We start from the raw sequence: 21,988 nt of genomic DNA, 5'->3' as shown, positions 1-21,988 counted from the left end.
AGAATTATATCGGACATACCTTAAATAATCATAAAAAAACGCCGGCCTTTTTTAAGATAACTTTAAGGATCCGTGGAGACCCCGCCCAAATTATGGGGTCCGTCATTCGTGTTCTGGGCAAAAAAGGTGTAGAATATACTGGTAAATCTAGTTCGGGAGGAACGATAGCGACGATGGATTATCAATCTTACTTTACGAATCACCGCGAACAACATTTGAAGGAGCTCGAAGAGCTGCTCCGCATCCCCAGCATTTCCGCCTTGTCCGAGCACAAAAGAGACGTGCTGAAAGCCGCCGAATGGATCGCCGAATCCCTTCGCAGCGCCGGCATGGAAGGCGTGGAGATCCACCCGACCGCCGGGCATCCCGTTGTGTACGGAGAACATCTCCATGCCCCGGGCAAACCGACCGTATTGGTCTATGGCCATTATGACGTTCAGCCGGTGGACCCGCTGGCGCTGTGGGAGACGCCGCCTTTTGAACCCACGATCCGGAACGGCAAGCTGTATGCCCGCGGCGCAACGGACGACAAAGGCCAGGTATTTATGCATATCAAGGCAATCGAAGCGATTTTGCGGCAGGAGAAAGAGCTGCCTATCAATATCAAGTTTTGCATCGAAGGGGAAGAGGAGGTCACCAGCCCGAATTTACCTTCCTTCCTGGAGAACAATCAGGAGAAGCTGGCGGCCGACGTCATCCTGATTTCCGATACCGCGCTGATGGCTCCGGGCAAACCGGCGATCTGCATCGGTCTTCGCGGCTTGTGCGCCATGGAAGTATCCATATTTACCGCAAACACCGATTTGCATTCGGGAACGTTCGGCGGCGGCGTGCCTAACGCGCTCCATGCGCTCGTCGCGCTGCTGGCCTCTCTTCACGACGAGCAGGGCCGGGTCACGGTGGAAGGGTTCTATGAAGGCGTTCATGAGCTCACCCCGCTCGTGCGGGAAGAGTTCGCCAAGCAGCAGTTCGATGAAGAGAAGCTCAAACGCGATTTGGGCCTGGACGCGTTGTTCGGCGAGGAAGGCTACTCCTTCGTGGAGCGGACCGGCGCCCGGCCGACGCTGGAGCTGAATGGGGTGTACGGCGGTTTCCAAGGAGAAGGCACCAAAACCGTGCTGCCGAAGGAAGCCCACGCCAAAATCACCTGCCGCTTGGTCGGCGACCAGGATCCGCAGGCGACGATCGACCGCATCGAGCGCCATCTGCAGGAGCATGTGCAGCCTGGCGCAACCTTGAAGGTAAAAGCGACCGAGAAAGCCCGGGCGTTTACGATTGATCCGGAGAATCCGATGCTGCAAAAAGCGGCGGACGCATACGAAGCTGTGTACGGCACGCGTGCGCTCTTTACCAAGGACGGCGGATCGATCCCGATCGTCGAAACCTTGTCCCGAGTCCTGTCGGCTCCGGCCGTCATGATGGGCTTCGGGCTTCCGGACGAAAACCTGCATGCGCCGAACGAGCACTTCAATTTGGAAAATTTCGATAAGGGCCTGCTGACGATCGTCGAGTACCTGAAATCGCTGTAAGCTGGATCACAATAACGAAAAGCCGTCCGAGTTCGGACGGCTTTTTTTGTTTGGCTTCTATTGCGAAATTCATTCGATTCGATTATTATAGAACACAAGTCTGGTTCTATGTTTATAGAACACACGGCATTGTTCGTTTTTAACCTGAACATAGAAAGGAATCGTGTAGCGGCGATGGATTATAAGGTTGATGTGGAATTTGCCCCAATATATGAGTGCGTGACCAGCTTGACTGCTTTTTTCAACAAACAAAACCATGGCGCCATCGATGCCGGAAAGCTCTGGGTGCGGGAGGTTCAAGACCTGTTTGCGCCCGTGACGCTAAATAAGATGCGGGAAACGGCCAAAACGTTGGAGGACTTTAGCCTCTCCCCCTACATTTGGAGCTGCTCCGGTACCCGAACGGTCGCCGGCTTTCTGGATTGGTTCAACGGATTATCGACGGGCCAGTTGTTCGAAATTTCCGCCATTTGTGGTCAATCGGTCCCATCCAATCTCCCGGAGCTGCGAAATTTGGCTTCGGAAGTTTTGCGGGAATGGGATTTGCGTTATTTCAGCCGCATCGATCCGGCTATTATCGAAGGACTGCAGCAAGAAGCCCTATCAATGAAGTCGCGAGTGAACGAAACGAACGGCATGGAGGTCTACGAGCAGGCGACGGGAGGAATGAGGCTGCATCCCAATGATACCCTGCAGCGTGTCATTCTCATCCCCCAATACCATTTCCGTCCGCTGGTCACCTCAAGCCTCTATGATAACATCGGATTCACCCATTACTCCTGCGACATCTTTCCTCCGGCACAGGGCTACCCTGCTCCCGGCCTCCTTCGGCTAACGCGGGCGCTGTCGGATGAGACGCGGCTGCGCATTTTGCACCTGCTGGCGCAGAAGCAGATGACCTTTACCGAAATCGTGCGCGAGATCGCGTTATCCAAGAGCACGATTCATTACCATCTAATCGCGCTGCGGGCGGCGGGACTGGTCATCGTTCATTACCATGCCAAGAGCATCCAGTACAAATCCGTGGAATACAGCCTGCGCCGCGAGGCTCTGGATGATTTCCCGCTCCATATCGGCGCTTATATCAATAGCTGATTGTTCTGTCTAGCAAGAAATGAATCAAGGGGATGACATCTCGTGAAAAAGCGCAGTTATTACGGACTGCTGTCAACGATTGCCTTAAGCGGCTTTGGCGATGCTTTCGGCTTGCTTGCCATGGAGTGGCTGGTGTATGAGATCACCGGGTCCAAATTGGCGATGGGCGCGCTCGCCCTTAGCTCCGGCATTCCGGAGCTGGCGCTCCGTCTTCTCGGTTCCCCGTTGTCCGACCGACTGCCGCGAGGCCGCCTGATGGCCGGCCTCGCGGCTACGCGCCTGATCGCCATCTTGCTGCCCTTGGTTGCCGCTCTTACAGGCCAACTCCAGCTCTGGCATTTGTTCCTAGCGGCAGGGCTTAGCGGTTCCTGCGCAGCCCTGTTTATGCCCACGGCAATGGCCCTCGTTCCGGAAGTTGCCGACAGCCGCAAACTCATGCGCGCTTTTGCCGTTATCGACGGCTGCCGGAATGCGGCCGCCCTGATTGGTCCGGCGCTCGCAGGCGCGGTGATTGCCGCCGTGGGAACACTGACGGCATTAGGAATAAATGCCGTTTGTTATACGGCGGGCATCGTCACGCTGCTGTTTCTGCCAAAGGTCGAACCTGCCGCACAAGCTCCGTCAGCCGTCTCGTTTGCCTCATATATTAGGGAAATTGCCGAAGGGTTTGACTTCTATCGGCAATTCCCGGCATTGCTTGCCATCATGGGAATGGTTTCGATCAGCAACATGAGCTCGGCGGCCATTTGGACGATGATGGTCCCGTATGTCCGCGAGGTACTCCGCCTTGATGCCGCCGCCATGGGCAGCTTGACGACCGCTACGGCTTTGGGTACTTTGGCGGGACTCGCCGTCATTTCCCTGATTGGGGAGATCAAATGGCGGCGGACGGTGATGCTTTGCAGTTTGGTTGCAATGGGTCTCTTCAACGCCATCCTCGGACTGGTGCAGAGCTTCCCGATTGCCCTGGTAGTACTGTTTGCCGCCGGTGCGGCCGGTCCCTTCTTCAGCTCGCTGAGCTCTTCATTGCATGGCCGGCTCGTTCCCGGCCACCTGCAGGGGCGAGTGAATGCGAACCGTTTTCTGATCGGCGGCGCTCTGTATCCCGTAGGGGCTTTTGTCGGCGGTGCGGTTGCCCAGCGCTACGGCTTACAAACCATGATGCTGGCTGCCGGCCTGCTCCCCGTCCTAACCTCTTGCGCCGCATGGTTACTTCCCGGCTTGAAGGCGCTGAACGGGGATTTGGACGACCTGCAGACCAGGGTCCATTCAACGCATTCGATCAGGGTGGGCGAAAGCAATGTTCCCGCGGACGGCTAGATGACTGGTTTCACCAGAAACAAAAAAACGCCTGACGGCGTTCAAGTTCAAAGCTGTATTCCGATCCGCATGCCGTACTGGCGTCCGCCACCAATGCAGGGATTTTGGACGAAAAATCGTACAATATCTGCTTTATGGCCTCGAGTCCAAAGCTAGCCACAATAAATCGACACTCTCCCTCGGTCCGTTAAAATCTGGAGACCTTACTTTGGGCTACGCGCCTTCCCTTCGGCCTATTTGCAGCACAAGACGCCTTCCCCGGACTCCATCTCGCTTTTGAGGCTACCCAGCACCTGATCCCAAGCGGCTTCATGCCATTCTTTGGCCTCGGACCAGGCAGGCGAGGATCCCCAACCGGAATGAACCAGCCGGATTTTCGTTCCTTGCCCCTCCGGCGCAAACTCGACGCGCACCACAGTCAATTCATCCCCACGATTCATGACCGTTTCGAAATCGTCCGGCCCTTTCCACTCGAAAACGAGCAGGCACGGTTCCTCTAGTTCGAGTATCGTGCAGCCTTTCGTGCCCATGCGATCTTTGTTCGACGGATCGAAAAACAGTTCGAATCTCCCGCCAATCTCGGGTTCAACCTTTGCCGCAGGCGCAAACCATAGCGTAATCCGTTGCTCGTCGATCCAGGCTTTCCAGACGAGTTCAAGCTCGGCGTCAATTTCGATTTCTTTTACGATCGGCGTAGTCATGCAAAGCACCTCCCCATTTTTCTCTTATTGTATCCGAACCTCGTCCTGTTTTTTTATCCTGGATTGCTCTCTTGAGAGAAGTTTCCCCATGAAATTTTGCAGCAGGTAGACCGGGGAGACGGAAATCGGCGGGTCCGTAATCAGTGGGGGACGAAGGTGGATTGCAATCGGCGCGGAGGCCGTCCCCCGCTGAACGAGGACGGGCAAATGTGCCCGGCCGCGAAGGCCATGGGTATTGGCGAAGTACTGCACCGAAACCAAAGGAAGCTCGAGCACGAGAGCAAACGCGTAGTAATGACCGTCGGCGGCTCCGTTCAGCGTAAACGGTCCCGTCTCCCGCAGCAGCGTGCAGCTCACTGGAGCCCCCTTAGGTACCGGTTCGGGAAACAAGCCGATCAGGATCAGTCCTTTGACGGATCTGTCGGCCGTGATCATGCCCGAAAGGCAGCTTTGCCCGCGGTTTCCTCAGGCGAAGCGAAGCGGGGGGAAGCCGTAACGACGATTCCGCTCTGCAGCTCCCGGTACATTTTACGGAACAGATTCGGTTGGACGCCGACGTACTGCTTAAACGTACGCGAAAAGGTACTGACGCTTGCATACCTTACCCGGGCGCTGACCTCGCAAACCGAGTAGCCGGAATCCATCAGCAGTTCCTTGCTTTTTTCAATGCGAACCAAGGAAATGTATTGGGAGATGCTTAAGCCGGTGCGCCGCTGAAACATCCGTTCCGCAAATGCGGACGCGAATCCCATGGTCCGCGCGAAGTTTCTCCACCCGGGATATCGCTTCCCCGACGACTTCCTCCACCGCTTCCATACTTTTGTTGATCGATATTTTTCCTTCGTCCATCCGCGTCATGCTCAGGATATTTTCGATCGAATGGATAAGCCAGCTTGTATCCTCGTAAATGCCCTGCAACAATTTCTCTTTTTCCGCCTGGTCAAGCGCATCGTCATGGTTGAGCAGCGCAGCTGCCGACCCAGGATGCCGGCCAACGGAGTCCTCAAGTCGTGCGCAACGCGGAGTTTTCGGCCTCCCGCTTCGCCCGGGTCGTCAAGGCGCTGGTCATGACAGCGACGGCCAGCATCACGGCAAAGGTCACCGGATAATCGTCCCTGTAAGCCACGAGCGAGTAATAAGGTTCGGTAAAAAAGAAATTGAACGCCAAGACGCCAATGACCGAAGCCGCCATCCCGTAAATATACCCGTCCGTCAGTCTGGCCACCAGCAATACGCCCAGGATATAGGCCATGATATAGTTTGATTCAGGCATCCCGATCGACCGGAAGCCGAGCGAAAGCAGCGTCGCCAAAGCGATCATGCCGACCGTCGCCGCCCAATTGGCGGCCGCCGGTTTCTTCCTCGTCCATTCCGTATCGGGCGCAAGCCCGGCGGCATCCGCCGCGCGTCGTAATTTCATAGTTATTCACCCGTTCTTTATCATACCTCATTTTTCGGATCCTGAGGAAACGATGGAACGAAAGCTTGGCTTGCGGGAAATAGAAACAAAAAAACCTCCTCTCCCTCCCGCGAACGGGATGAAAAAGAAGGCTTACGGCTCTCCATCGACCTCGGATAGCCGTCAGATTTTCAGCTCCCCAAGCTTGATCAGCTCGACAACCGCCTGCGCCCGACCTTTGACGTTCAATTTCTGCATAACATTCGAAATATGGTTGCGAACGGTTTTTTCGCTGATAAACAGCTGCCCGGCAATGTCGCGCGTCGTTTTATCCTGCACGAGAAGTTCAAAGACCTCACGTTCACGATGAGTTAACAGAAATTTGCTGTTACGATCGCTGCTCTTCAAAATGCGTCACCCCTCCTTGCTCGGGTTTTGTGGTTTAACAAGGTTAAGGGATACAGTCAACACATCTTATGAAAGAACAGGGGCAATGGTGCGGTGCGGCAAAGAAATGGGCGCTCCTTATTTATAGGCCATGGCGGCGCGAACCGCCTTCAGCCAGCCCTCGTAAAGCGCCTCCCGGGTCTCGCGCGGCATCGCCGGCTCAAAGCGGCGGTCGAGCCTTTTGCAGCTGCCGATATCCTGCAGGCCGTTCCAGTAGCCAACCGCCAGTCCCGCCAAAAAGGCCGCTCCCAGCGCCGTCGTCTCGCCGATGACCGGACGTTCGACCGGAACGCCGAGAATATCGCTTTGGAATTGCATCAGGAACCTGTTGGACACAGCCCCTCCGTCAACCTGCATGGACGGCACGGCATAACCGGCATCCTGCTCCATCGCGCCCAGGATATCCTTGGTTTGATAGGCCAGCGCTTCCAGCGTCGCCCGGATAAAATGCTCTTTCGTCGTGCCCCGGGTCAAGCCGAATACGGCGCCGCGCACGTCGCTGTCCCAATACGGGCTGCCGAGCCCGACGAAGGCCGGAACGACGTACACCCCTTCCGTCGACGCCACCCGCGAAGCATAGACTTCGCTGTCCTTCGCATCCCGGAACAAGCGCAGTCCGTCCCGCAGCCATTGGATCGCCGAGCCCGACACGAAAATGCTGCCCTCCAGCGCATATTCCACCTTCCCGTTCAGTCCCCAGGCGATGGAGGTGATCAACCCGTGTTCGGAGGCGACGGGTTTGTTCCCGGTATTCATCAGCATGAAGCAGCCGGTGCCGTACGTCGTTTTGACCATCCCCGGCTCGTAGCAAGCCTGGCCGAACAACGCCGCCTGCTGGTCGCCCGCCGCCCCCGCGATCGGCACCTCCTCGCCGAAGAAATGATACGGAATCGTCGTCCCGTACACCTCCGAGGAGGGACGGACTTCGGGCAGCAGCGCTTTCGGCACGTCCAGCAATGCGAGCAACTCGTCGTCCCAGGCGAGCTCGTGAATGTTGTACATCAGCGTCCGCGACGCATTGGAATAGTCCGTGACATGCAGCCGGCCGCCGGATAGTTTCCAGATCAGCCAGGTGTCGATCGTGCCGAACAGCAGCTCTCCGTTGCGGGCCCGTTCCCGCGAGCCCTCCACCCGATCCAGAATCCACTTCGCCTTGGTCCCGGAAAAATACGGATCGAGCAGCAGCCCGGTCTTGGCCCGAAACGTCGCGTCGTGGCCGGCGGCGCGCAGCTCCTCGCAGATCGGCGCGGTTTGGCGGGATTGCCATACGATAGCCGGGTAAATCGGATGGCCGCTCTCTTTTTCCCAGATGACCGTTGTTTCCCGCTGATTGGTGATGCCGATTCCGGCGATCTGCTTCGGTTTGATGCCGGACTCCGACAGGCAGGAGGCGATCACCGACAGAATCGAACCCCATATTTCATTCGGGTTTTGTTCCACCCAACCGGGCTCGGGAAAATACTGCGGGAACTCCCGCCCCGCCGAATGGACGATATCTCCCGCCCGATTGAACAAAATCGCCCGTGAGCTCGTCGTTCCTTGATCCAGCGCCAAAATGTAATGTTCCATGCATTCTCCTCATTCCGTCTTAAGAATAACGCTTACATTGTTTCTATTATCATAACCCGCTAGCCTTAAGCACGCCATCTCCGTATATCCAATTTTATCTTAAATTTTTATTGACGGCGGAAGGGCTTCCGCTTATGATGTTTTTTGACAGTGATAATCATTATCAATTAAGTTTTGATTATTCTAAGGTTCTCAAGGCATGTCTATTTAAGGAGGCACTCAATCTATGAATTTTCGTTACACGGTTCCAACAGCCCTGATTTTATCGGCGGCATTGCTTTTGTCCGGCTGCGGCGACGGAAAACAGGCCGGAAACGGCAGTGCTGCGCCGGCTGCGGCCAATGGAAATGTAACCCCTGATACGGCGGGGACAGGCGGGGGCGAAGCTGATGCCGGAGCGAACAAGGCCGATTTTCAACAGGCCGTCGAACAATACCGGGAATACGTCATTCAGGAATGCGACGCATTCGTTACCGAAACGGGAAAATTCGTGGAGGCCGTGAACAGCGGGGACATCGAAACCGCAAAAACGCTGTATGCGCCGGCCCGCATGCATTATGAACGCATCGAACCGATCGCCGAAGCGCTGGGCGATCTTGATCCGAACATCGATGCGCGCGACGGCGATGTCGAATCCGCGGAATGGCGCGGATTTCACCGCATCGAAAAAGCGCTGTGGGAAGACCGGTCCACGGCCGGCCAAACAGAATTTGCCGATCGCCTGCTAAGCGATGCCAAACTGCTGCGGGCCTTGGTGGAAACGGTCGATATTCAGGCTTCCCTGCTCGTAACTGGTGCCGTCGAACTGCTGAACGAAGTGTCCACCTCCAAAGTGACGGGAGAAGAAGAACGTTATTCCCGTACGGATTTGTATGATTTTGCCGCCAACGTGGAGGGGGCGAAAAAAATATACGAACTGCTGGCGCCTCAGCTCGCGGCAAAAGACGCCGAGCTGGATAAGCGGATCGCCGAGCGTTTTGCCGCGCTGGAACAAGAGCTTGCTCCATTCAAGGACGGCGAAGGTTACGTGAGCTACGATCAACTCCAGGAAGAGGATGTCCGTACTTTAAGCCAGAACCTCGACGCGTTGGCGGAACCTTTGTCCCACATGGGCAAGCTGCTGGGAGTCTGACGCCATGCGAAAAACAGAACTAAACTCAGAATCAGGGCACGGGAACCGCGGACGCTCCGAAGCTAGCGCGGAAGCCGGCGGCGGCCTGCTCGACAAGCGGTTTAGCCGCCGCGAGCTGCTCAAGATCGCCGGTGCGGGCGGCATCGGCCTGCTGCTTGGAGGCGGGGGCGCGTACGGCATGCTGGCGGCCAAAGAAATGCTCGCCAAAACCGCGCCAAAGGCCGGCGTTCCTTCCGGCAGCCTGGTGCCTTTTCACGGCGGGCATCAGGCCGGGATCGTTACGCCGGCCCAAAACTTCCTTTGCTTTGCGGCCTTCGACCTGACGACCCGCTCGCTGTCCGACGTGCGCAAGCTGTTCCAGGCCTGGACGGAAGCCGCGGCAGCCATGACCGAAGGCATGATGATCGGCAGCAGCAACGACAATCTCAACCTGCCCCCTTCCGATACCGGCGAGGCGGCAGGTCTTTCTCCGTCCAGGCTTACGCTCACGTTTGGCGTCGGGCCTTCCTTTTTTGACGGCCGCTTCGGCCTGTCCGGGCAGCGTCCGGCCTCCTTCAGCGAGCTGCCGTCATTTCGCGGGGACGCCCTGCTGCCCGAGTGGTGCGGCGGCGACCTCGCCGTGCAGGTGTGCGCCGACGATATGCAGGTAGCGTTCCATGCGGTCCGCAACCTGGCCCGGATCGGCCGCGGCACCGCCGTGCTGCGCTGGATGCAGGAAGGCTTCCAGCGCACCGGACCGGCGGACCCGGCCGGGGGGACGCCACGCAATCTGATGGGATTCAAGGACGGCACGGGGAATCCCGATATCGCGGACGCCGCCGCGATGAACGAATCCGTCTGGGTGCAGGCCGTGGACGGGGCCGGTTGGATGCGAGGCGGCAGTTATATGGCCATCCGCCGCATCCGGATGCGCATCGAGGTCTGGGACCGCTCGTCGCTCGCCGACCAGGAGCAAACGTTCGGCCGGCACCGGGGCTCGGGGGCGCCGTTGGGGTCAAAGGACGAATTTGCGCCCCTGGACTTAGACGCCAAGGATGCTTCCGGCCAACCCGTTCTGCCGATGACTTCCCACTCGCGCCTTGCGCATATGGACGGCAAACTCAAAATTTTGCGCAGAGCGTATTCCTACACCGGCGGCATGGATGCCAAAACCGGGCAACTGGATGCCGGGCTGATTTTCATCAGCTATCAACGAAATTTGCAGAAGCAATTTGTTCCGATGCAGCAAACGCTGGCGCAAAGCGATAAATTGAACGAATATATCCTTCATGTCGGCAGTGCCGTATTCGCCTGTTTCCCCGGCATTCGCGAAGGCGGTTATATCGGGGAGACGCTTTTCTAAGAAAGGAGTGCCAAGTTTATGTCCGTTACACCCTTCGAGCCGCGGCGAAGCCCGGCCCAAGCCGCAGCTGCCTTTCGTTCGCTGCGGATCGCGGCATTGCTGCTGCTGTGCCTGGCCGTTTTCCACGCAGGCTCCACGTCCAGGGCAGTGGCCGCATCACAACAGGATGCGGCCGCGCATGATTCGCTGCTGCCGCTTGTCGGAGGCGCCCTCGTGGAAGCCGGGGCCGGCAACTGGGATCAGGCTTCCGCCGATTTGGCGGAGTTCGAAGCGGCGTGGAATAACCTAAAGCCCGCCCCTGCGGGCGAAACGGCTTCCGGGATCTCCGCGTCGCTGGCGGCGGCCAAGGGGGCGCTTCAGCGCGAAAATCCGGAGGAAGCCGGGAAGCAGCTTTCCGCTTTAGCCAAGCAGGTCAACCAATTCATTAAGGGCAACAGCGAACAAGCGGACTTCTCGGCCGCGGGGAAAGAAGCGGCAGGGCGGTTGCTGGAGATGGCGAAAAATACGATTAAGTCGTTGGACAACGAAAATCTCGCGGAGGCTCAGACCCGCTACAAGGAGATCCTGAACGGGTGGAGCAAGATGGAGGGGCCGATTCGCAGCGGGCATTTTGGCGTGTATAGTGACGTGGAAACGCATATGAGCCTGATCCGCATTGCGCTCCAGGCCCAGCCAGCCAAAACCGGGCAGGCGGTCGAAGAGTTAAAGGCCCTTGCCGGCCTGCTGCAAAACTATATGGATGGCAAATTGGAAGAATCCTCCACATCCTCTCTCCCCAATGACGGAGGAAAGAATCTGCCGGATGCGCTGGCTCTGCTCCGGGAGGCGGACAAGGCCGTTAAAGCAAGGGATGCCGAGCAGGCGGCGAGCCAAATGCAAGCCTTTATCGTCATGTGGCCTGCAGTCGAAGGCGAGGTGTCGATTTCCTCCGCGTCGGTTTACACGTCCACGGAAAACCGGATGACCGAAGCGCAAAGCTATCTATTGTCCAGTCCGCCCGAATTTGACCGGGCGATGCGCGTCATCGGTCAAATGATAGGCGATCTGGGGCCATTGGCCGGCAAAACCTCCTATTCCGCTTGGGACGCGGCGCTGATTCTGCTCCGGGAGGGGCTTGAGGCGATCCTCGTGCTCGCCGCCCTGCTTGCTTTCGCGAAGCGGGCCAATCAGACCGCCGCCCGCAGATTTATCTGGGCGGGAGCCGGAACCGGCCTGGCGTTATCCGCCGCTCTGGCGGTGCTGCTTACCTATGCCGTCGCCCAGGCGGTATCCGGCGGCGCACGCGAACTGATCGAGGGGATCATCGGCCTGCTTGCCGTCGTAATGATGCTGGCGGTCGGGCATTTTTTTCACAGCAAATCGAGCGCGCAGGCCTGGAACAGCTACGTCGCAAAACAAGTCGGCGGGGCGATGGAACGGGGAAGCATGTGGTCGCTGTTTCTTTTGTCGGGGTTGGCCATTTTGCGGGAAGGTGCGGAAACCGCCATCTTCTATATCGGGATGGCTCCCAATATTGAGCCCGCCCAACTGCTGACGGGTATGCTCGGCGCAGCGGCCGCGCTCGGAGGGCTTGGCTTTGTCATTATCCGCTTTAGCGTCAAGCTGCCGGTCAAACCTTTTATGTTGGCTGCAACCCTGTTTATTTATTACCTGGTCCTCCGCTTTTTGGGCGAAAGCCTGCATGCCTTGCAGGTGGCCGGCGTTCTTCCTACTCACAGCCAAGGCTGGCTGCCGGCGGCCGGATGGCTTGGCGCTTACCCGACTTGGGAAACCTTTGCGCCCCAAAGCATTTTGCTGCTGTTCATCGTTTGGCGCTTGCTGGCGACGGAAAGACGGAAAGAAACACCCGCGTTGCCATAAGACACGTCGCCGTTTTCCCGATGATGAAGCCATTGAAGCCAGCTCATGCCAAAAAACGCCGGGTACGCGCACCCGGCGTTTTTTGGGCATACTCCCTTTTCTTGCTTCCTCAGGTTCTCTCCGCTTTTGCAAACTTCTCGATAATACGGATCAGTACATCGAGTTCATGCTGATCCAAAACGGATAAATGCGATTTCAACACTTCCCGGGACTTTTTCTTCGCTTCCTCAAACACTTCGGCTCCCCGGTCGGTGACCGACAGCAATACCGCCCGCCGATCCTGCTCGTCATGCCGACGTTCCACGTAGCCGCTCTGGACGAGCCGGTCAATCATCACCGTGATCGCGCTGGGCTTTACTTCGAGCTTGTCGGCCAAATAGCTGACATTGCAGGTTTTCTTCCGGGCAATGAGCGCCAGCATATGAAACTGGGGACCGGTCAGGCCAAGATCCTGATGATACATCAATTCGCTTTTCATTTTACGAAACGTGTTCGACCACGCTAATTCGATCCGTTCGATATAACTGTCGAGATCAAACGCCAACGCAACCCTTCCTCTCTCCCGCTGGGTGTAACCTAATTTTAAGTGTATTATGCGACGTTCGAAAATACAAGGAATCCGTCGCGAATTGTCGGGCAAAGCTACTTGAAAAAGGCACGAAAATCCAGTATGATGAAGTCGAAATAATTTTCATGATATTTGTTAAATATATAAAAATAATTTTCGTATCGTCTTTGAACCATCGATCTTTAAAGGAGGAATCCGTTATTTTGACTCCTATCCTTCATGCGGTCACCAGTCATTTGGATACGTTGCCGCCGCAAGAGCGCAAACTGGGAGAATACATTCTGGAAGCGCCTGCCGCCGTCATCCGTTCGGGTATCACGGAGTTGGCCAACGCCTGCGGGATCAGCCCTTCGACGGTGACGCGTTTTTGCAAAACGTTTCATTTCAAGGGGTTCCCGGATTTCAAAATGAAGCTGGCCGGCGAGCTCGCCCATAAACCGGCGGATAACCACTACCAGGACATCATCGCCGGCAACGATTTGCAGAAAATCGTCGAAGCGATGGAAGCGAATCATTTGGCTTCCATCACGGACACCACCCGCTTGCTGGACATGAACCAGCTGGCCCGGGCCGTGGAAGCGTTGTGCCGCGCCAAACGCATCGATTTGTACGGCGTCGCCACCTCATCGATCGTGGCCCAGGATTTCTACCAAAAGCTGATCCGCATCGGCAAAAACTGCACCGCCTTCGCCGATTCGCATATGCAGATCACCTCGGCGTCCTCGCTCTCCGAAGGCGATGTCGCATTGGCCGTCTCTTATTCCGGAGAGACGCCGGAAACCATCGACGCGCTGCGCTGCGCCAAGGACAGCGGGGCGGTCACGCTGTCGCTGACCCAATACGGCAGCAATCGCCTGGCTACGCTGGCCGATATCTCGTTATTCTCCTCTTCGCTGGAGGAAGGTATGCGCCGCGGCGACATGGCCTCGCGCATCGCCCAATTGCATGTCGTCGATATTTTGTTCACGGGGATGGTTAGCCTGGAATTTCAGGATTATATTCCCAAGCTGGAAAGTTCGTATCAAAACGTTCAAATTTACCGTAAAACTCAGGGAGGTCAAAACTTATGCTGAATATCATCAAAACGAGCAGCGAACAGCAATTCAACGAAACAGGGGCCGGAATCATCGCCAGCCTGCTGCAAGCCAATCCGCGTGCCATTTTAGGTCTGGCGACGGGCAGCACGCCGGTCGGCGTGTACGAAAAGCTGATCGAGCTTTACAAGAATGGCAGCGTCAGCTTCAAGCAAGCAAGCAGCTACAATCTGGACGAATACATCGGGCTGCCCGCCGATCATCCCGAAAGTTATCGCCGATTCATGGACGAGAAGCTGTTTAACCATATCGATATTTTGTCCGAGAATACGCATGTCCCATCCGGCAGCTCGGCCGACCCGCAGCAAGCAGCCAAGGATTATGCGCAACTGCTGGATGAAGCCGGCCAAATCGATTTGCAGCTGCTGGGCCTTGGCCATAACGGCCATATCGGATTTAACGAGCCTGGCGAGGAGCTGCAAGGTCCGCCGCATGTCGTGGAGCTGGAGGAACGAACGCGTTTGGCGAATGCAAGATTTTTCAACTCCATCGATGAGGTGCCGACGCATGCGCTCACGATGGGGATCGGCTCGATCCTGCAAGCCAAGCAAATCCTGCTGATGGCCAAAGGCGAAGACAAGGCGGAAATTATCGCTCAGGCGCTTCAGGGGCCGATTACGACGAAATGCCCGGCATCGCTGCTGCAAACCCATTCGAACGTCGTGGTTGTGGTCGATCGGGCTGCAGGGAGATTGCTGTAATGAGCGAACGATATTTGAACATCATCCATGCGGAAGCCGTAACGCCCCGGGGAATTATTCATGACGGTGCGGTGACGGTCGAAGACGGCGTGATCACGTATGTCGGTTCTACCGACGGGATGCCGGCAAGTCCGTCTGCCGATGTCCATACGGTCGATGCGGCGGGCAGCTTTGTGCTGCCGGGCTTTATAGACGTACATGTGCACGGCGGCATGCTGGAGGATTTCTCCTTGCCAAGCAAGCAAGGACTGGATGCGATCACGAAGCTGCACTGCAGCCAGGGAACGACCTCGATGCTGGCAACGACGATGACGCTGCCCAAAGCGATGATCGAAAATGTGCTGTCTGAGGTCCACCGGTACATGGAAGGCGAAATGCCCTATGCCCAACTGGTCGGCGTTCACTTGGAAGGGCCTTTTATCAGCCCGAAATGGCCGGGCGCGCAAAATCCGGAGCATATCGTCCCGCCGAACCGCGAATGGGTGGAAGCGTGGGATAAACAATATACGGGTTTGATCAAACAGGTCACGTTTGCTCCCGAACGGGAAGGCGCGCATGAGCTGATCCGCTATTTGCGCAAGCAGGGCATCGCGGCGGCAGCTGGCCATACCGATGCAACGTACGAGGAAATCATGGCCGCCTATGAAGTCGGATTAAACCATTCCGTTCATATGTTCAACGCCATGACCCCGCTGCATCACCGCAAGCCGGGCACCGCCGGGGCCATACTGAGCACGCCGGGCATCAGCGCGGAGATCATTGCCGACGGAATCCACGTCCACCGCGCCGCAATCCAGCTGCTGGCCAGCGTAAAGACCGGCAGCAATCTGATCCTGATCACCGATGCCATGTCGGCGGCCGGACTCGGCAACGGCGACTACATGCTGGGCGATCTGCCGGTGGTGGTCAAGGATAACGTCTGCACGCTCAAAGAAAGCGAAGGGACGCTTGCGGGCAGCACGCTGACGATGATCCGCGGCTTCCGCCATCTCGTCCGCGAGGTCGGCTTATCCGTAGAACGCGCTTCGCAAGCCGCTAGCGGCAATCCGGCCAAGCTGATCCGCATCGATCATTTGACCGGTTCCGTCGAGACCGGCAAGCAAGCGGATTTGCTGCTGGTGGACCGCGAGCTCGAGCTGCGGCAGGTTTGGATCAAGGGCCGGGCGTTCAACGATAACGAATGACGAGGCAAGCCGGAAACGCCAAAAGCGCGAGCAGTCGGGGGTAATTAACTCCCGGTCTCGCGCTTTTTCGTATGCCAGCTAGAATTCGGCGTTAGCGGGTCGTGCCGCCCGTAAATCCAGCGTTCGTGTTGCCTGCACCGGTGCCCATCGTCCCGGTTCCGTTGCCCCTACCGGCATTAGGACCTGTCGGAGTATACCCGTTAGGGCCGGTCATCGTTCCGGTACGTCCGGGAAACACGCGATTGATCATCGTTTCGAAGTCGCCGATCATGTTGTTCAGCGTGCCGCCCCCACGGGTTTGCGTTCCGTAGTCCCCGATGCGGGAAACGAAGTCGGAATCGCCGGATACATAGACGTTGCGAATATGAGGGGCCGTTTGCTTAATGGCGGCAGTAATCCGGTCTTTCACGTCTTGGGAGACATTATCGGTTACCCCCGCAGCTCCGGTGCCCGTTCCGTTGGCGCCGACGCCCGTGCGATTACGCATCATCCCGTTATCCGTGCCGGTTCCGTATATCGAGGTTCCCGCCCCCCGGTTCACGCCGTTCATGCCCATGTTGCCGGGATACATCGAACCCGCGCGGTTTCCGGTCGTTCCTGTGCCCAGCATCGTTCCCGTTCCGTTTCCGCGGCCCGTATATCCGTTGCGGACGTTATTATCCGCGCCGAACAACCCGTCGCGGCCGAAGTCGAACAGACTTCCCGCCGTGCCGGTTCTGCCCACCATACCGCCGCCGCGGGCCAATCCATTATCCCCGGCTCCGCGTGTTCCGTAGTCCGCCCCGTATGGACCCCCGACATTGGTCGTCCCCAGGCCGATGCCGTTTGGACGCTGCATTCCGTAAGCGGTGGTGCGCCCGGTCGTATTGTTGCCGTGCAATGTTACGCCGACATAGGCGTCACGATCGGTCACGACAACATGCGCCGTTTGCACATCGCGGAGCTGAGCCACTTTATTGCTCAATGCCGGGCTATAGCGAAGGGACCGAATCCGTTGATCCTGCCCATTTCCGGCGCTACGCGAGAACAGGCGATTTCCTTCGTTCAGCGAGTTCACGTCATAGTTCCGGTTATTGTTATTCCGCAGGCCTTGGGTACGAACATTGTTGTTGTCCGTAGCGTCACCGCAACCCGCAATCCCTACAACTCCGGCAAGCAATGCGGCCGACAGCGAAAAATTAACGACTTTGGCTCCTCGCATGTAGTCATCCTCCATTTATAAATCATGATGTATGAAACAGCACTTATCATTCGCCAAAGCCCCCTGCCGTCATACAGGTAAACATAACCGCGAGACCCATCAAGCAACTGCGGCATGCTGCGCGTTTTTACGCGATGTTCGCGATGGTTCCACCCACACGGGCAAACCGGACGAAGCGTATGATATTTACGAAACCGTTTAATAAATTCAAGGGGTGTTTGCCCATGAAAGTGCTTTTTACGTTTTACGTTCCGAGCGGAGGCGTGGAAACCTTAAACCGTTTACGTTGCACGGCCCTCAAAAATCACGGCATTGAGGGTCATCTCCTATATCTTCAGCCCGGTTCGGGGCTGGGCAATACGCAATCGGCGAGTATCCCCGTCACCGTGGCCCCCAGCGACGGCGAACTGATCAACCTCCTGCCGCAATACGATGCAGTCGTGACCACCTCAGATTATTTGATGCCGGGCAGACTGCGCCGGCTTGGCTTTTCCAAGCCGATCATTTTTGAAATCCAGGGGCTCGGGACCAGGCAACAGGCTATGCAGACGCTTCAGGAAGGATCGGAGGAAATTCGCCGGTACTGCCAGGCTTCCCTGATGCCGCCTACCCCCCATTTGGTCGAGCTGTCCTCCATATACTATCCCGCGTTGCCCAAATTCGTCTTTCCCAACCTGCTTGATATGCAGCATTTCCATTACAAAGTTCAGCCGAAGTATCCAGTTCCGGTCATTGCCTGGGTAGGCAGGCTGGAGCCGAATAAGAACTGGGAGCTTTTCCTGGAAATCGCCGCCGGTTTGATCCGTCAACGCCCTCAAATGGAGATTTGGATGTTCCTGGATTACCAGCTCCCTTCCGAGGAAACCAAAAACGCATTTTGGCAGTACGTCCAGTCGCTCGGACTACAACCGAAGCTCAAGCTGTACCCCAATACCCCAAACCGGGAAATGCCCTTTTATTTGTCCCGGATCGGGGATTCCGGCGGGATGATGATTTCCACCTCTTCCCTGGAGGGTTTCGGTTATGCCGTGGCCGAAGCTCTGGCGTGCCGCTGTCCCGTCCTGAGCACCGACTCCGAAGGAGTCCGTTTTTTTATCAAACATAATCAGACCGGCAGATTTTTTAGCTTTCCTAATGTCGGGGAGGCGGTATCGGGGGCGATCGAAATGATGGATCATGTTCATTTGCGGGAGCAAATCCGCAGCGGCGGCCAACAGCATATCTCGCAATGGATGTCTCCGCTTCAATATGCCAACTCGTTCCGGCAAATGCTAAATCAACTGAATGTGTGGTAGCAACAAAAGAACCTCCATTTCTGGAGGTTCTTTTGTTGGCAATAAATTCGGGCAAAGTACATATACTATTGGGTAGCAGCCGCATCCAACGCCTGTTTCAGCTTTTGCTCATTGTCTTTCAAACCGGGATCGTCCGGCAAATAACGGAGCGCCGCCTGGTTGTGTTCATAGGCTTTTTGGAGTTGGCCAAGGCGGGCATAACACAGACACAATCGGCTGTGGGGCAACCAGGTACGTGAAGCCTGATTGACGATTCCCGTCCAGCTGCCGCCATGCGCCGTTTGCAGCGCCTGGACATACCAGTAAACGGCCATGGTCCACTCCTGGCGTTCCTCCATGCATTTACCGATGCTACAGCAGATTTCCGATTGAGGAACATCGTAATAGAGCGATCCGAGCAACGTCTGCAGCTTCTCCGCAGAACGCCCTAGCTGCCCATAACATTCGGCCAGCCTGGCGCAGGCCATCACCAGATCGTCACGGCTCGCGAGTGGATCCCGCAGGAACTCCTCAAAATGGGAAGCCGCCTCTTCAAGCCGCCCTGAATCCTGCAGCTCGCAAGCCAAATGGAAGCGCAAGCGGCCCTGCAGCTCGCCGCCCGAAGCCAGCCAACGCTCGATGATTTGCAGATTCCGGCCGGCGTGGTTCCCGGTGCCCAAATGGGTAACTGCAGCATCCGAGATCAGTCCGTTCCCCTCCGTCACGTTTAGGTATTCGTGCACGATGCCTATCCATTGGTAATTTCGGCTGCGCTTCACGATCCGGTTGCGTTTGGTCAGCGCCAAGGCCTCTCCGGTCGTCTCATGCTGACGGAGCACGTAATTCATCACGATGGCATCGATGTCCGAAGACAGGGTTTGCTTCAGTACGCGCACTTTCTCCCGATTCGGTTCGGTAAAAATATCGTCGGCATCCAGCCATAGGATATAGTCGCAGGTAGCCAAGGAGAAGGCAAAATTCCGGGCGGCCGCGAAATCGTCCCGCCATTCGAAATCGTAGATTCGTTCGGTAAACGCCGCGGCCGTTTCTTTCGTGCGGTCATTCGATCCCGTATCGACGATCACGATTTCGTCAACCAGGCCGGCGACCGACTTCAGGCAAACCGGGAGGTTCGTTTCCTCGTTTTTGACGATCATGCATAAGCTTATGGTGATCAGCTCATGAAACCTCCCTCTTTAAGCAATTCGGCGATTTCGGACTTTTCCAGCAAGGACGCGTTGGAATGATATTCGGAGAAGAGGGCTGGACTTAAGCCGGCATAATGGGCGCTAAGTTGCCGGGAGCCGGGAGGAAGAATGACGAAATACTGATCGCTGTATTTTAAGGTATAAGGCGATTCATAACGCGAAACCAACACCTCGTGCAGCTTCTCGCCGGGACGAATGCCGATTTCCTTGAACGGGACGCTGTGTCCGACATAATGCTCCGCAAGTACTTCGGCAATATCGACGATGCGGCACGCCTTCATCTTCATGACGAACGTTTCGCCGCCGATCGCCGTGGTCGCTGCCTTTAGCAGCAAATCGATGGCCTGGGACAACGTAAGAAAAAAGCGGGTCATCTCCCGAAACGTCAACGTCAGCTCCTTGCCTTCCCGAAGCTGGTTAATGAACAGCGGAACGACGCTGCCGTTCGTTCCCAATACGTTACCGCCGCGGATGCATGTAAAGCGGGTATCTTCGCTCAAATCATTGGCGCGGATCATCAACTTTTCCCCGATCGCTTTGGTCATGCCGTACGTATTGGTCGGATCCACCGCTTTGTCCGTGGATACGTCGATGACCTTGGCCACCTTCTGCACAATGCTCGCACGGATAATATTCTCCGTACCGAGTACATTCGTTTTCAACGCTTCTTCCGGCTGATATTCGCATACCGGAACATGCTTCAGCGCAGCCAGATGGAACACGTAATCGACGCCCTTGCAAGCGGCTTCCACCGCCCGGTAATCCCGGACATCGCCGATCAGGTAACGAAGACAGGCATGCCCGCCGAATTCCCGCTGCATCAGCACCTGAGCGTATTCATTTCTGGAGAAGATGCGTATTTCCTGAGGTTGTTCCTTCAGCAGCCTTCGCGTCAACGTTTTTCCCCAGGAACCGGTTCCCCCGGTTATCAAAATCGTCTTGTTTTTGAACATGACCTTACCTTCCTTTCTTCCCTACATATCATAATCAAGACCTGCCGATTTGCTTGGGTTTAAAGACCTTTTTCCTCGGACCCGGCATCTTGCGCGAACTTCCTGGACGTGCCGTCGCCCAAAGCAACGATTCTTGCCTTACCTTTTCGTCCGGCCGCGGCGTTCCGCGTGTCGAATACGAACGGTGCGTGCTCGACCACCTCCTGTAAGGGCAGGCCGCGGTGATTGACCGCCAACAGCACGCAATCGGCCGAAGCAAGCCGGTCGGCTTCCAAATGGATCGATTTCAATCGAATGCCGCCGACTTCGAACTCGGGCACCAAGGGATCATGGTATGCAACCTCGGCTCCTTCCGCCATCAACAGCCGGATCATATCGATCGAGCTGGATTCGCGGATATCGGCGACATCCTCTTTGAACGTAACGCCGAGGACCAGGATCCGCTTGTCGGTTAACAAGGGACTATTCAATTCCTCCTTAATCCGGGACACGACGTATGCCGGCATACCGTCATTAACGCGCGAGCTGGCCTCGATAAACGAACTGGCGGCTCCAAGCTGGCGGGCTTTCCACTGCAAATAGATCGGGTCGACCGGAATGCAATGCCCGCCTACCCCCGGACCTGGATAAAAAGCCTTGAAACCAAACGGTTTGGATGACGCGGCCTCAACGACTTCCCACACATTGATGCCGAGCTTGTCGCATAATACGGCAAATTCATTGATAAATGAAATGTTAACGAAGCGGAACGTATTTTCGAGCAATTTAGCCATTTCCGCCGTTTCGGTCGACGATACGCGCACGACGGTCCGAAAGACGGTTCGGTACAATTCTTCCGTCCGTTCGGCGCAGGCTTCGGTAATGCCGCTGACGATCTTGGGTATTTCCGGCAAAGGAAACCGGCGGTTCCCCGGATCGACGCGCTCCGGCGAAAAACCGACGTAGAGATCCACGCCCGCTTTCAATCCGCTTTTCTCCAGCAAGGGCAGGATCACTTCCCTGGTGGTACCGGGATAAGTCGAGCTCTCCAAGGCGACCAATTGGCCCGATCGCGCGTTGTCGCCGATCTGTTCGGCGGCATCGATCAGGTAAGTCAAATCCGGGACATGCTGTTCCGTCAACGGGGTCGGTACGCAAATGATGACCGCCTCCGCGGCGGTAATTCCGCTGAAATCCGACATTACGAGCAGCCGCTGCCCCTGAACGAATCCTTTAATTTTCGCATCGGAGATCCCGGCGATATAACTTCGCCCTTCTCTCAGCACCTTTAATTTGTTCTCGTCCTTATCGATGCCGATGACGCGAAAGCCCCGATCCAGATACGTCTCGGCTAAAGGCAATCCGACATAACCCAAACCGACGATGGCAATGATACGGCTCAAATTCCATCTCCCCCTTCCGCTTGATAATC

Annotated in this window: 22 protein-coding genes; 10 read left to right on the top strand and 12 right to left on the bottom strand. The window is 56.5% G+C overall.

Going from position 1 to position 21,988, the window contains the following annotated elements; all coding sequences use genetic code 11:
• The first annotated feature begins 173 nt into the window (after positions 1-173).
• The 3 genes from ACQ4N8_RS13310 (at position 174) to ACQ4N8_RS13300 (ending at position 3,944) form a co-directional block, all read left to right on the top strand.
• On the top strand, positions 174-1,529 hold the full coding sequence (locus ACQ4N8_RS13310) for a dipeptidase (RefSeq protein ID WP_430704855.1): 1,356 nt from the start codon (positions 174-176) through the stop codon (positions 1,527-1,529).
• A 174-nt stretch (positions 1,530-1,703) separates the two neighbouring features.
• Complete coding sequence (locus ACQ4N8_RS13305) at positions 1,704-2,624, top strand: ArsR/SmtB family transcription factor (RefSeq protein WP_430704854.1); 921 nt, start codon at positions 1,704-1,706, stop codon at positions 2,622-2,624.
• A gap of 42 nt (positions 2,625-2,666) precedes the next feature.
• Positions 2,667-3,944, top strand: a complete 1,278-nt coding sequence (locus ACQ4N8_RS13300) for an MFS transporter (RefSeq protein WP_430704853.1) — start codon at positions 2,667-2,669, stop codon at positions 3,942-3,944.
• Positions 3,945-4,177: 233 nt separating this feature from the next.
• Here ACQ4N8_RS13300 and ACQ4N8_RS13295 read toward each other — a convergent pair whose 3' ends face one another.
• The 7 genes from ACQ4N8_RS13295 to glpK form a co-directional block, all read right to left on the bottom strand.
• Positions 4,178-4,645, bottom strand: a complete 468-nt coding sequence (locus ACQ4N8_RS13295) for an SRPBCC family protein (protein ID WP_430704852.1) — start codon at positions 4,643-4,645, stop codon at positions 4,178-4,180.
• A 24-nt stretch (positions 4,646-4,669) separates the two neighbouring features.
• Positions 4,670-5,080 (bottom strand): hypothetical protein, encoded by a 411-nt coding sequence (locus ACQ4N8_RS13290; RefSeq protein ID WP_430704851.1) that lies wholly within the window; start codon positions 5,078-5,080, stop codon positions 4,670-4,672.
• Positions 5,077-5,367 carry a helix-turn-helix domain-containing protein gene (locus ACQ4N8_RS13285; RefSeq protein WP_430704874.1) on the bottom strand — a complete coding sequence of 97 codons (291 nt, stop codon included), beginning with the start codon at positions 5,365-5,367 and terminating at the stop codon, positions 5,077-5,079. Before ACQ4N8_RS13285 ends, ACQ4N8_RS13290 begins: the two co-directional genes overlap by 4 nt.
• Positions 5,309-5,566, bottom strand: a complete 258-nt coding sequence (locus ACQ4N8_RS13280; RefSeq protein WP_430704875.1) for a hypothetical protein — start codon at positions 5,564-5,566, stop codon at positions 5,309-5,311. Before ACQ4N8_RS13280 ends, ACQ4N8_RS13285 begins: the two co-directional genes overlap by 59 nt.
• 82 nt (positions 5,567-5,648) lie before the next feature.
• On the bottom strand, positions 5,649-6,065 hold the full coding sequence (locus ACQ4N8_RS13275) for a DUF4118 domain-containing protein (RefSeq protein WP_430704850.1): 417 nt from the start codon (positions 6,063-6,065) through the stop codon (positions 5,649-5,651).
• Positions 6,066-6,227: 162 nt separating this feature from the next.
• A complete protein-coding gene (locus ACQ4N8_RS13270) occupies positions 6,228-6,452 on the bottom strand; it encodes a helix-turn-helix domain-containing protein (RefSeq protein ID WP_009225122.1) in 225 nt (74 codons plus the stop codon).
• Between the two features lie 117 nt (positions 6,453-6,569).
• A complete protein-coding gene (gene glpK / locus ACQ4N8_RS13265) occupies positions 6,570-8,060 on the bottom strand; it encodes a glycerol kinase GlpK (protein WP_430704849.1) in 1,491 nt (496 codons plus the stop codon).
• A 226-nt stretch (positions 8,061-8,286) separates the two neighbouring features.
• Between glpK and efeO the strand changes: the two genes are divergently transcribed.
• From efeO to ACQ4N8_RS13250, 3 genes are read left to right on the top strand one after another with little or no spacing between them, the layout of a single operon-like run.
• Positions 8,287-9,192 carry an iron uptake system protein EfeO gene (gene efeO / locus ACQ4N8_RS13260; RefSeq protein ID WP_430704848.1) on the top strand — a complete coding sequence of 302 codons (906 nt, stop codon included), beginning with the start codon at positions 8,287-8,289 and terminating at the stop codon, positions 9,190-9,192.
• A 4-nt stretch (positions 9,193-9,196) separates the two neighbouring features.
• The gene (gene efeB / locus ACQ4N8_RS13255) at positions 9,197-10,534 is read left to right on the top strand and encodes an iron uptake transporter deferrochelatase/peroxidase subunit (protein ID WP_430704847.1); all 1,338 of its coding nucleotides are present in this window, start codon (positions 9,197-9,199) and stop codon (positions 10,532-10,534) included.
• 18 nt (positions 10,535-10,552) lie between these two features.
• On the top strand, positions 10,553-12,394 hold the full coding sequence (locus ACQ4N8_RS13250; protein ID WP_430704846.1) for an FTR1 family iron permease: 1,842 nt from the start codon (positions 10,553-10,555) through the stop codon (positions 12,392-12,394).
• Between the two features lie 109 nt (positions 12,395-12,503).
• Here the strand turns inward: ACQ4N8_RS13250 and ACQ4N8_RS13245 are convergent, their stop codons facing one another.
• Positions 12,504-12,938 (bottom strand): MarR family winged helix-turn-helix transcriptional regulator, encoded by a 435-nt coding sequence (locus tag ACQ4N8_RS13245; protein ID WP_430704845.1) that lies wholly within the window; start codon positions 12,936-12,938, stop codon positions 12,504-12,506.
• A 227-nt stretch (positions 12,939-13,165) separates the two neighbouring features.
• On the opposite strand from ACQ4N8_RS13245, the gene ACQ4N8_RS13240 reads away from it, so the two are divergent.
• From ACQ4N8_RS13240 to nagA, 3 genes are read left to right on the top strand one after another with little or no spacing between them, the layout of a single operon-like run.
• Entirely contained in the window at positions 13,166-14,035 is an 870-nt protein-coding gene (locus ACQ4N8_RS13240; protein WP_430704844.1) for a MurR/RpiR family transcriptional regulator, read from the top strand.
• The gene (gene nagB, locus ACQ4N8_RS13235) at positions 14,029-14,757 is read left to right on the top strand and encodes a glucosamine-6-phosphate deaminase (RefSeq protein WP_430704843.1); all 729 of its coding nucleotides are present in this window, start codon (positions 14,029-14,031) and stop codon (positions 14,755-14,757) included. The genes ACQ4N8_RS13240 and nagB overlap by 7 nt, the downstream gene beginning before the upstream one ends.
• Positions 14,757-15,941 (top strand): N-acetylglucosamine-6-phosphate deacetylase, encoded by a 1,185-nt coding sequence (gene nagA / locus ACQ4N8_RS13230; RefSeq protein ID WP_430704842.1) that lies wholly within the window; start codon positions 14,757-14,759, stop codon positions 15,939-15,941. The genes nagB and nagA overlap by 1 nt, the downstream gene beginning before the upstream one ends.
• A gap of 91 nt (positions 15,942-16,032) precedes the next feature.
• On the opposite strand, the gene ACQ4N8_RS13225 is transcribed toward nagA, so the two are convergent.
• A complete protein-coding gene (locus ACQ4N8_RS13225; RefSeq protein WP_430704841.1) occupies positions 16,033-17,142 on the bottom strand; it encodes a YhcN/YlaJ family sporulation lipoprotein in 1,110 nt (369 codons plus the stop codon).
• Positions 17,143-17,366: 224 nt separating this feature from the next.
• On the opposite strand from ACQ4N8_RS13225, the gene ACQ4N8_RS13220 reads away from it, so the two are divergent.
• Positions 17,367-18,437 (top strand): glycosyltransferase family 4 protein, encoded by a 1,071-nt coding sequence (locus ACQ4N8_RS13220; RefSeq protein WP_430704840.1) that lies wholly within the window; start codon positions 17,367-17,369, stop codon positions 18,435-18,437.
• 65 nt (positions 18,438-18,502) lie between these two features.
• On the opposite strand, the gene ACQ4N8_RS13215 is transcribed toward ACQ4N8_RS13220, so the two are convergent.
• From ACQ4N8_RS13215 to ACQ4N8_RS13205, 3 genes are read right to left on the bottom strand one after another with little or no spacing between them, the layout of a single operon-like run.
• Entirely contained in the window at positions 18,503-19,573 is a 1,071-nt protein-coding gene (locus tag ACQ4N8_RS13215; protein WP_430704839.1) for a glycosyltransferase, read from the bottom strand.
• Positions 19,574-19,590: 17 nt separating this feature from the next.
• Positions 19,591-20,577, bottom strand: coding sequence for a polysaccharide biosynthesis protein (locus ACQ4N8_RS13210; protein ID WP_430704838.1), 987 nt, complete (start codon positions 20,575-20,577; stop codon positions 19,591-19,593).
• Between the two features lie 59 nt (positions 20,578-20,636).
• Positions 20,637-21,959 carry a nucleotide sugar dehydrogenase gene (locus ACQ4N8_RS13205; protein WP_430704837.1) on the bottom strand — a complete coding sequence of 441 codons (1,323 nt, stop codon included), beginning with the start codon at positions 21,957-21,959 and terminating at the stop codon, positions 20,637-20,639.
• Between the last annotated feature and the right edge of the window lie 29 nt (positions 21,960-21,988).

Source organism: Paenibacillus macerans, assembly GCF_050565405.1.
Taxonomy (GTDB): Bacteria; Bacillota; Bacilli; order Paenibacillales; family Paenibacillaceae; genus Fontibacillus; species Fontibacillus macerans_B.
Note: the sequence above shows the minus strand (reverse complement) of the source record. Positions and strands in the feature narration are given on the sequence as shown.

Excerpts from the sequence above, each read along its gene's own strand:
- ACQ4N8_RS13310 (WP_430704855.1), top strand. The coding sequence starts at position 174 with ATGGATTATCAATCTTACTTTACGAATCACCGCGAACAACATTTGAAG.
- ACQ4N8_RS13305 (WP_430704854.1), top strand. The coding sequence starts at position 1,704 with ATGGATTATAAGGTTGATGTGGAATTTGCCCCAATATATGAGTGCGTG.
- ACQ4N8_RS13295 (WP_430704852.1), bottom strand. The coding sequence starts at position 4,645 with ATGACTACGCCGATCGTAAAAGAAATCGAAATTGACGCCGAGCTTGAA.
- ACQ4N8_RS13290 (WP_430704851.1), bottom strand. The coding sequence starts at position 5,080 with ATGATCACGGCCGACAGATCCGTCAAAGGACTGATCCTGATCGGCTTG.
- ACQ4N8_RS13285 (WP_430704874.1), bottom strand. The coding sequence starts at position 5,367 with ATGTTTCAGCGGCGCACCGGCTTAAGCATCTCCCAATACATTTCCTTG.
- ACQ4N8_RS13275 (WP_430704850.1), bottom strand. The coding sequence starts at position 6,065 with ATGAAATTACGACGCGCGGCGGATGCCGCCGGGCTTGCGCCCGATACG.
- glpK (WP_430704849.1), bottom strand. The coding sequence starts at position 8,060 with ATGGAACATTACATTTTGGCGCTGGATCAAGGAACGACGAGCTCACGG.
- efeO (WP_430704848.1), top strand. The coding sequence starts at position 8,287 with ATGAATTTTCGTTACACGGTTCCAACAGCCCTGATTTTATCGGCGGCA.
- efeB (WP_430704847.1), top strand. The coding sequence starts at position 9,197 with ATGCGAAAAACAGAACTAAACTCAGAATCAGGGCACGGGAACCGCGGA.
- ACQ4N8_RS13250 (WP_430704846.1), top strand. The coding sequence starts at position 10,553 with ATGTCCGTTACACCCTTCGAGCCGCGGCGAAGCCCGGCCCAAGCCGCA.
- nagB (WP_430704843.1), top strand. The coding sequence starts at position 14,029 with ATGCTGAATATCATCAAAACGAGCAGCGAACAGCAATTCAACGAAACA.
- nagA (WP_430704842.1), top strand. The coding sequence starts at position 14,757 with ATGAGCGAACGATATTTGAACATCATCCATGCGGAAGCCGTAACGCCC.
- ACQ4N8_RS13225 (WP_430704841.1), bottom strand. The coding sequence starts at position 17,142 with ATGCGAGGAGCCAAAGTCGTTAATTTTTCGCTGTCGGCCGCATTGCTT.
- ACQ4N8_RS13220 (WP_430704840.1), top strand. The coding sequence starts at position 17,367 with ATGAAAGTGCTTTTTACGTTTTACGTTCCGAGCGGAGGCGTGGAAACC.
- ACQ4N8_RS13215 (WP_430704839.1), bottom strand. The coding sequence starts at position 19,573 with ATGATCGTCAAAAACGAGGAAACGAACCTCCCGGTTTGCCTGAAGTCG.
- ACQ4N8_RS13210 (WP_430704838.1), bottom strand. The coding sequence starts at position 20,577 with ATGTTCAAAAACAAGACGATTTTGATAACCGGGGGAACCGGTTCCTGG.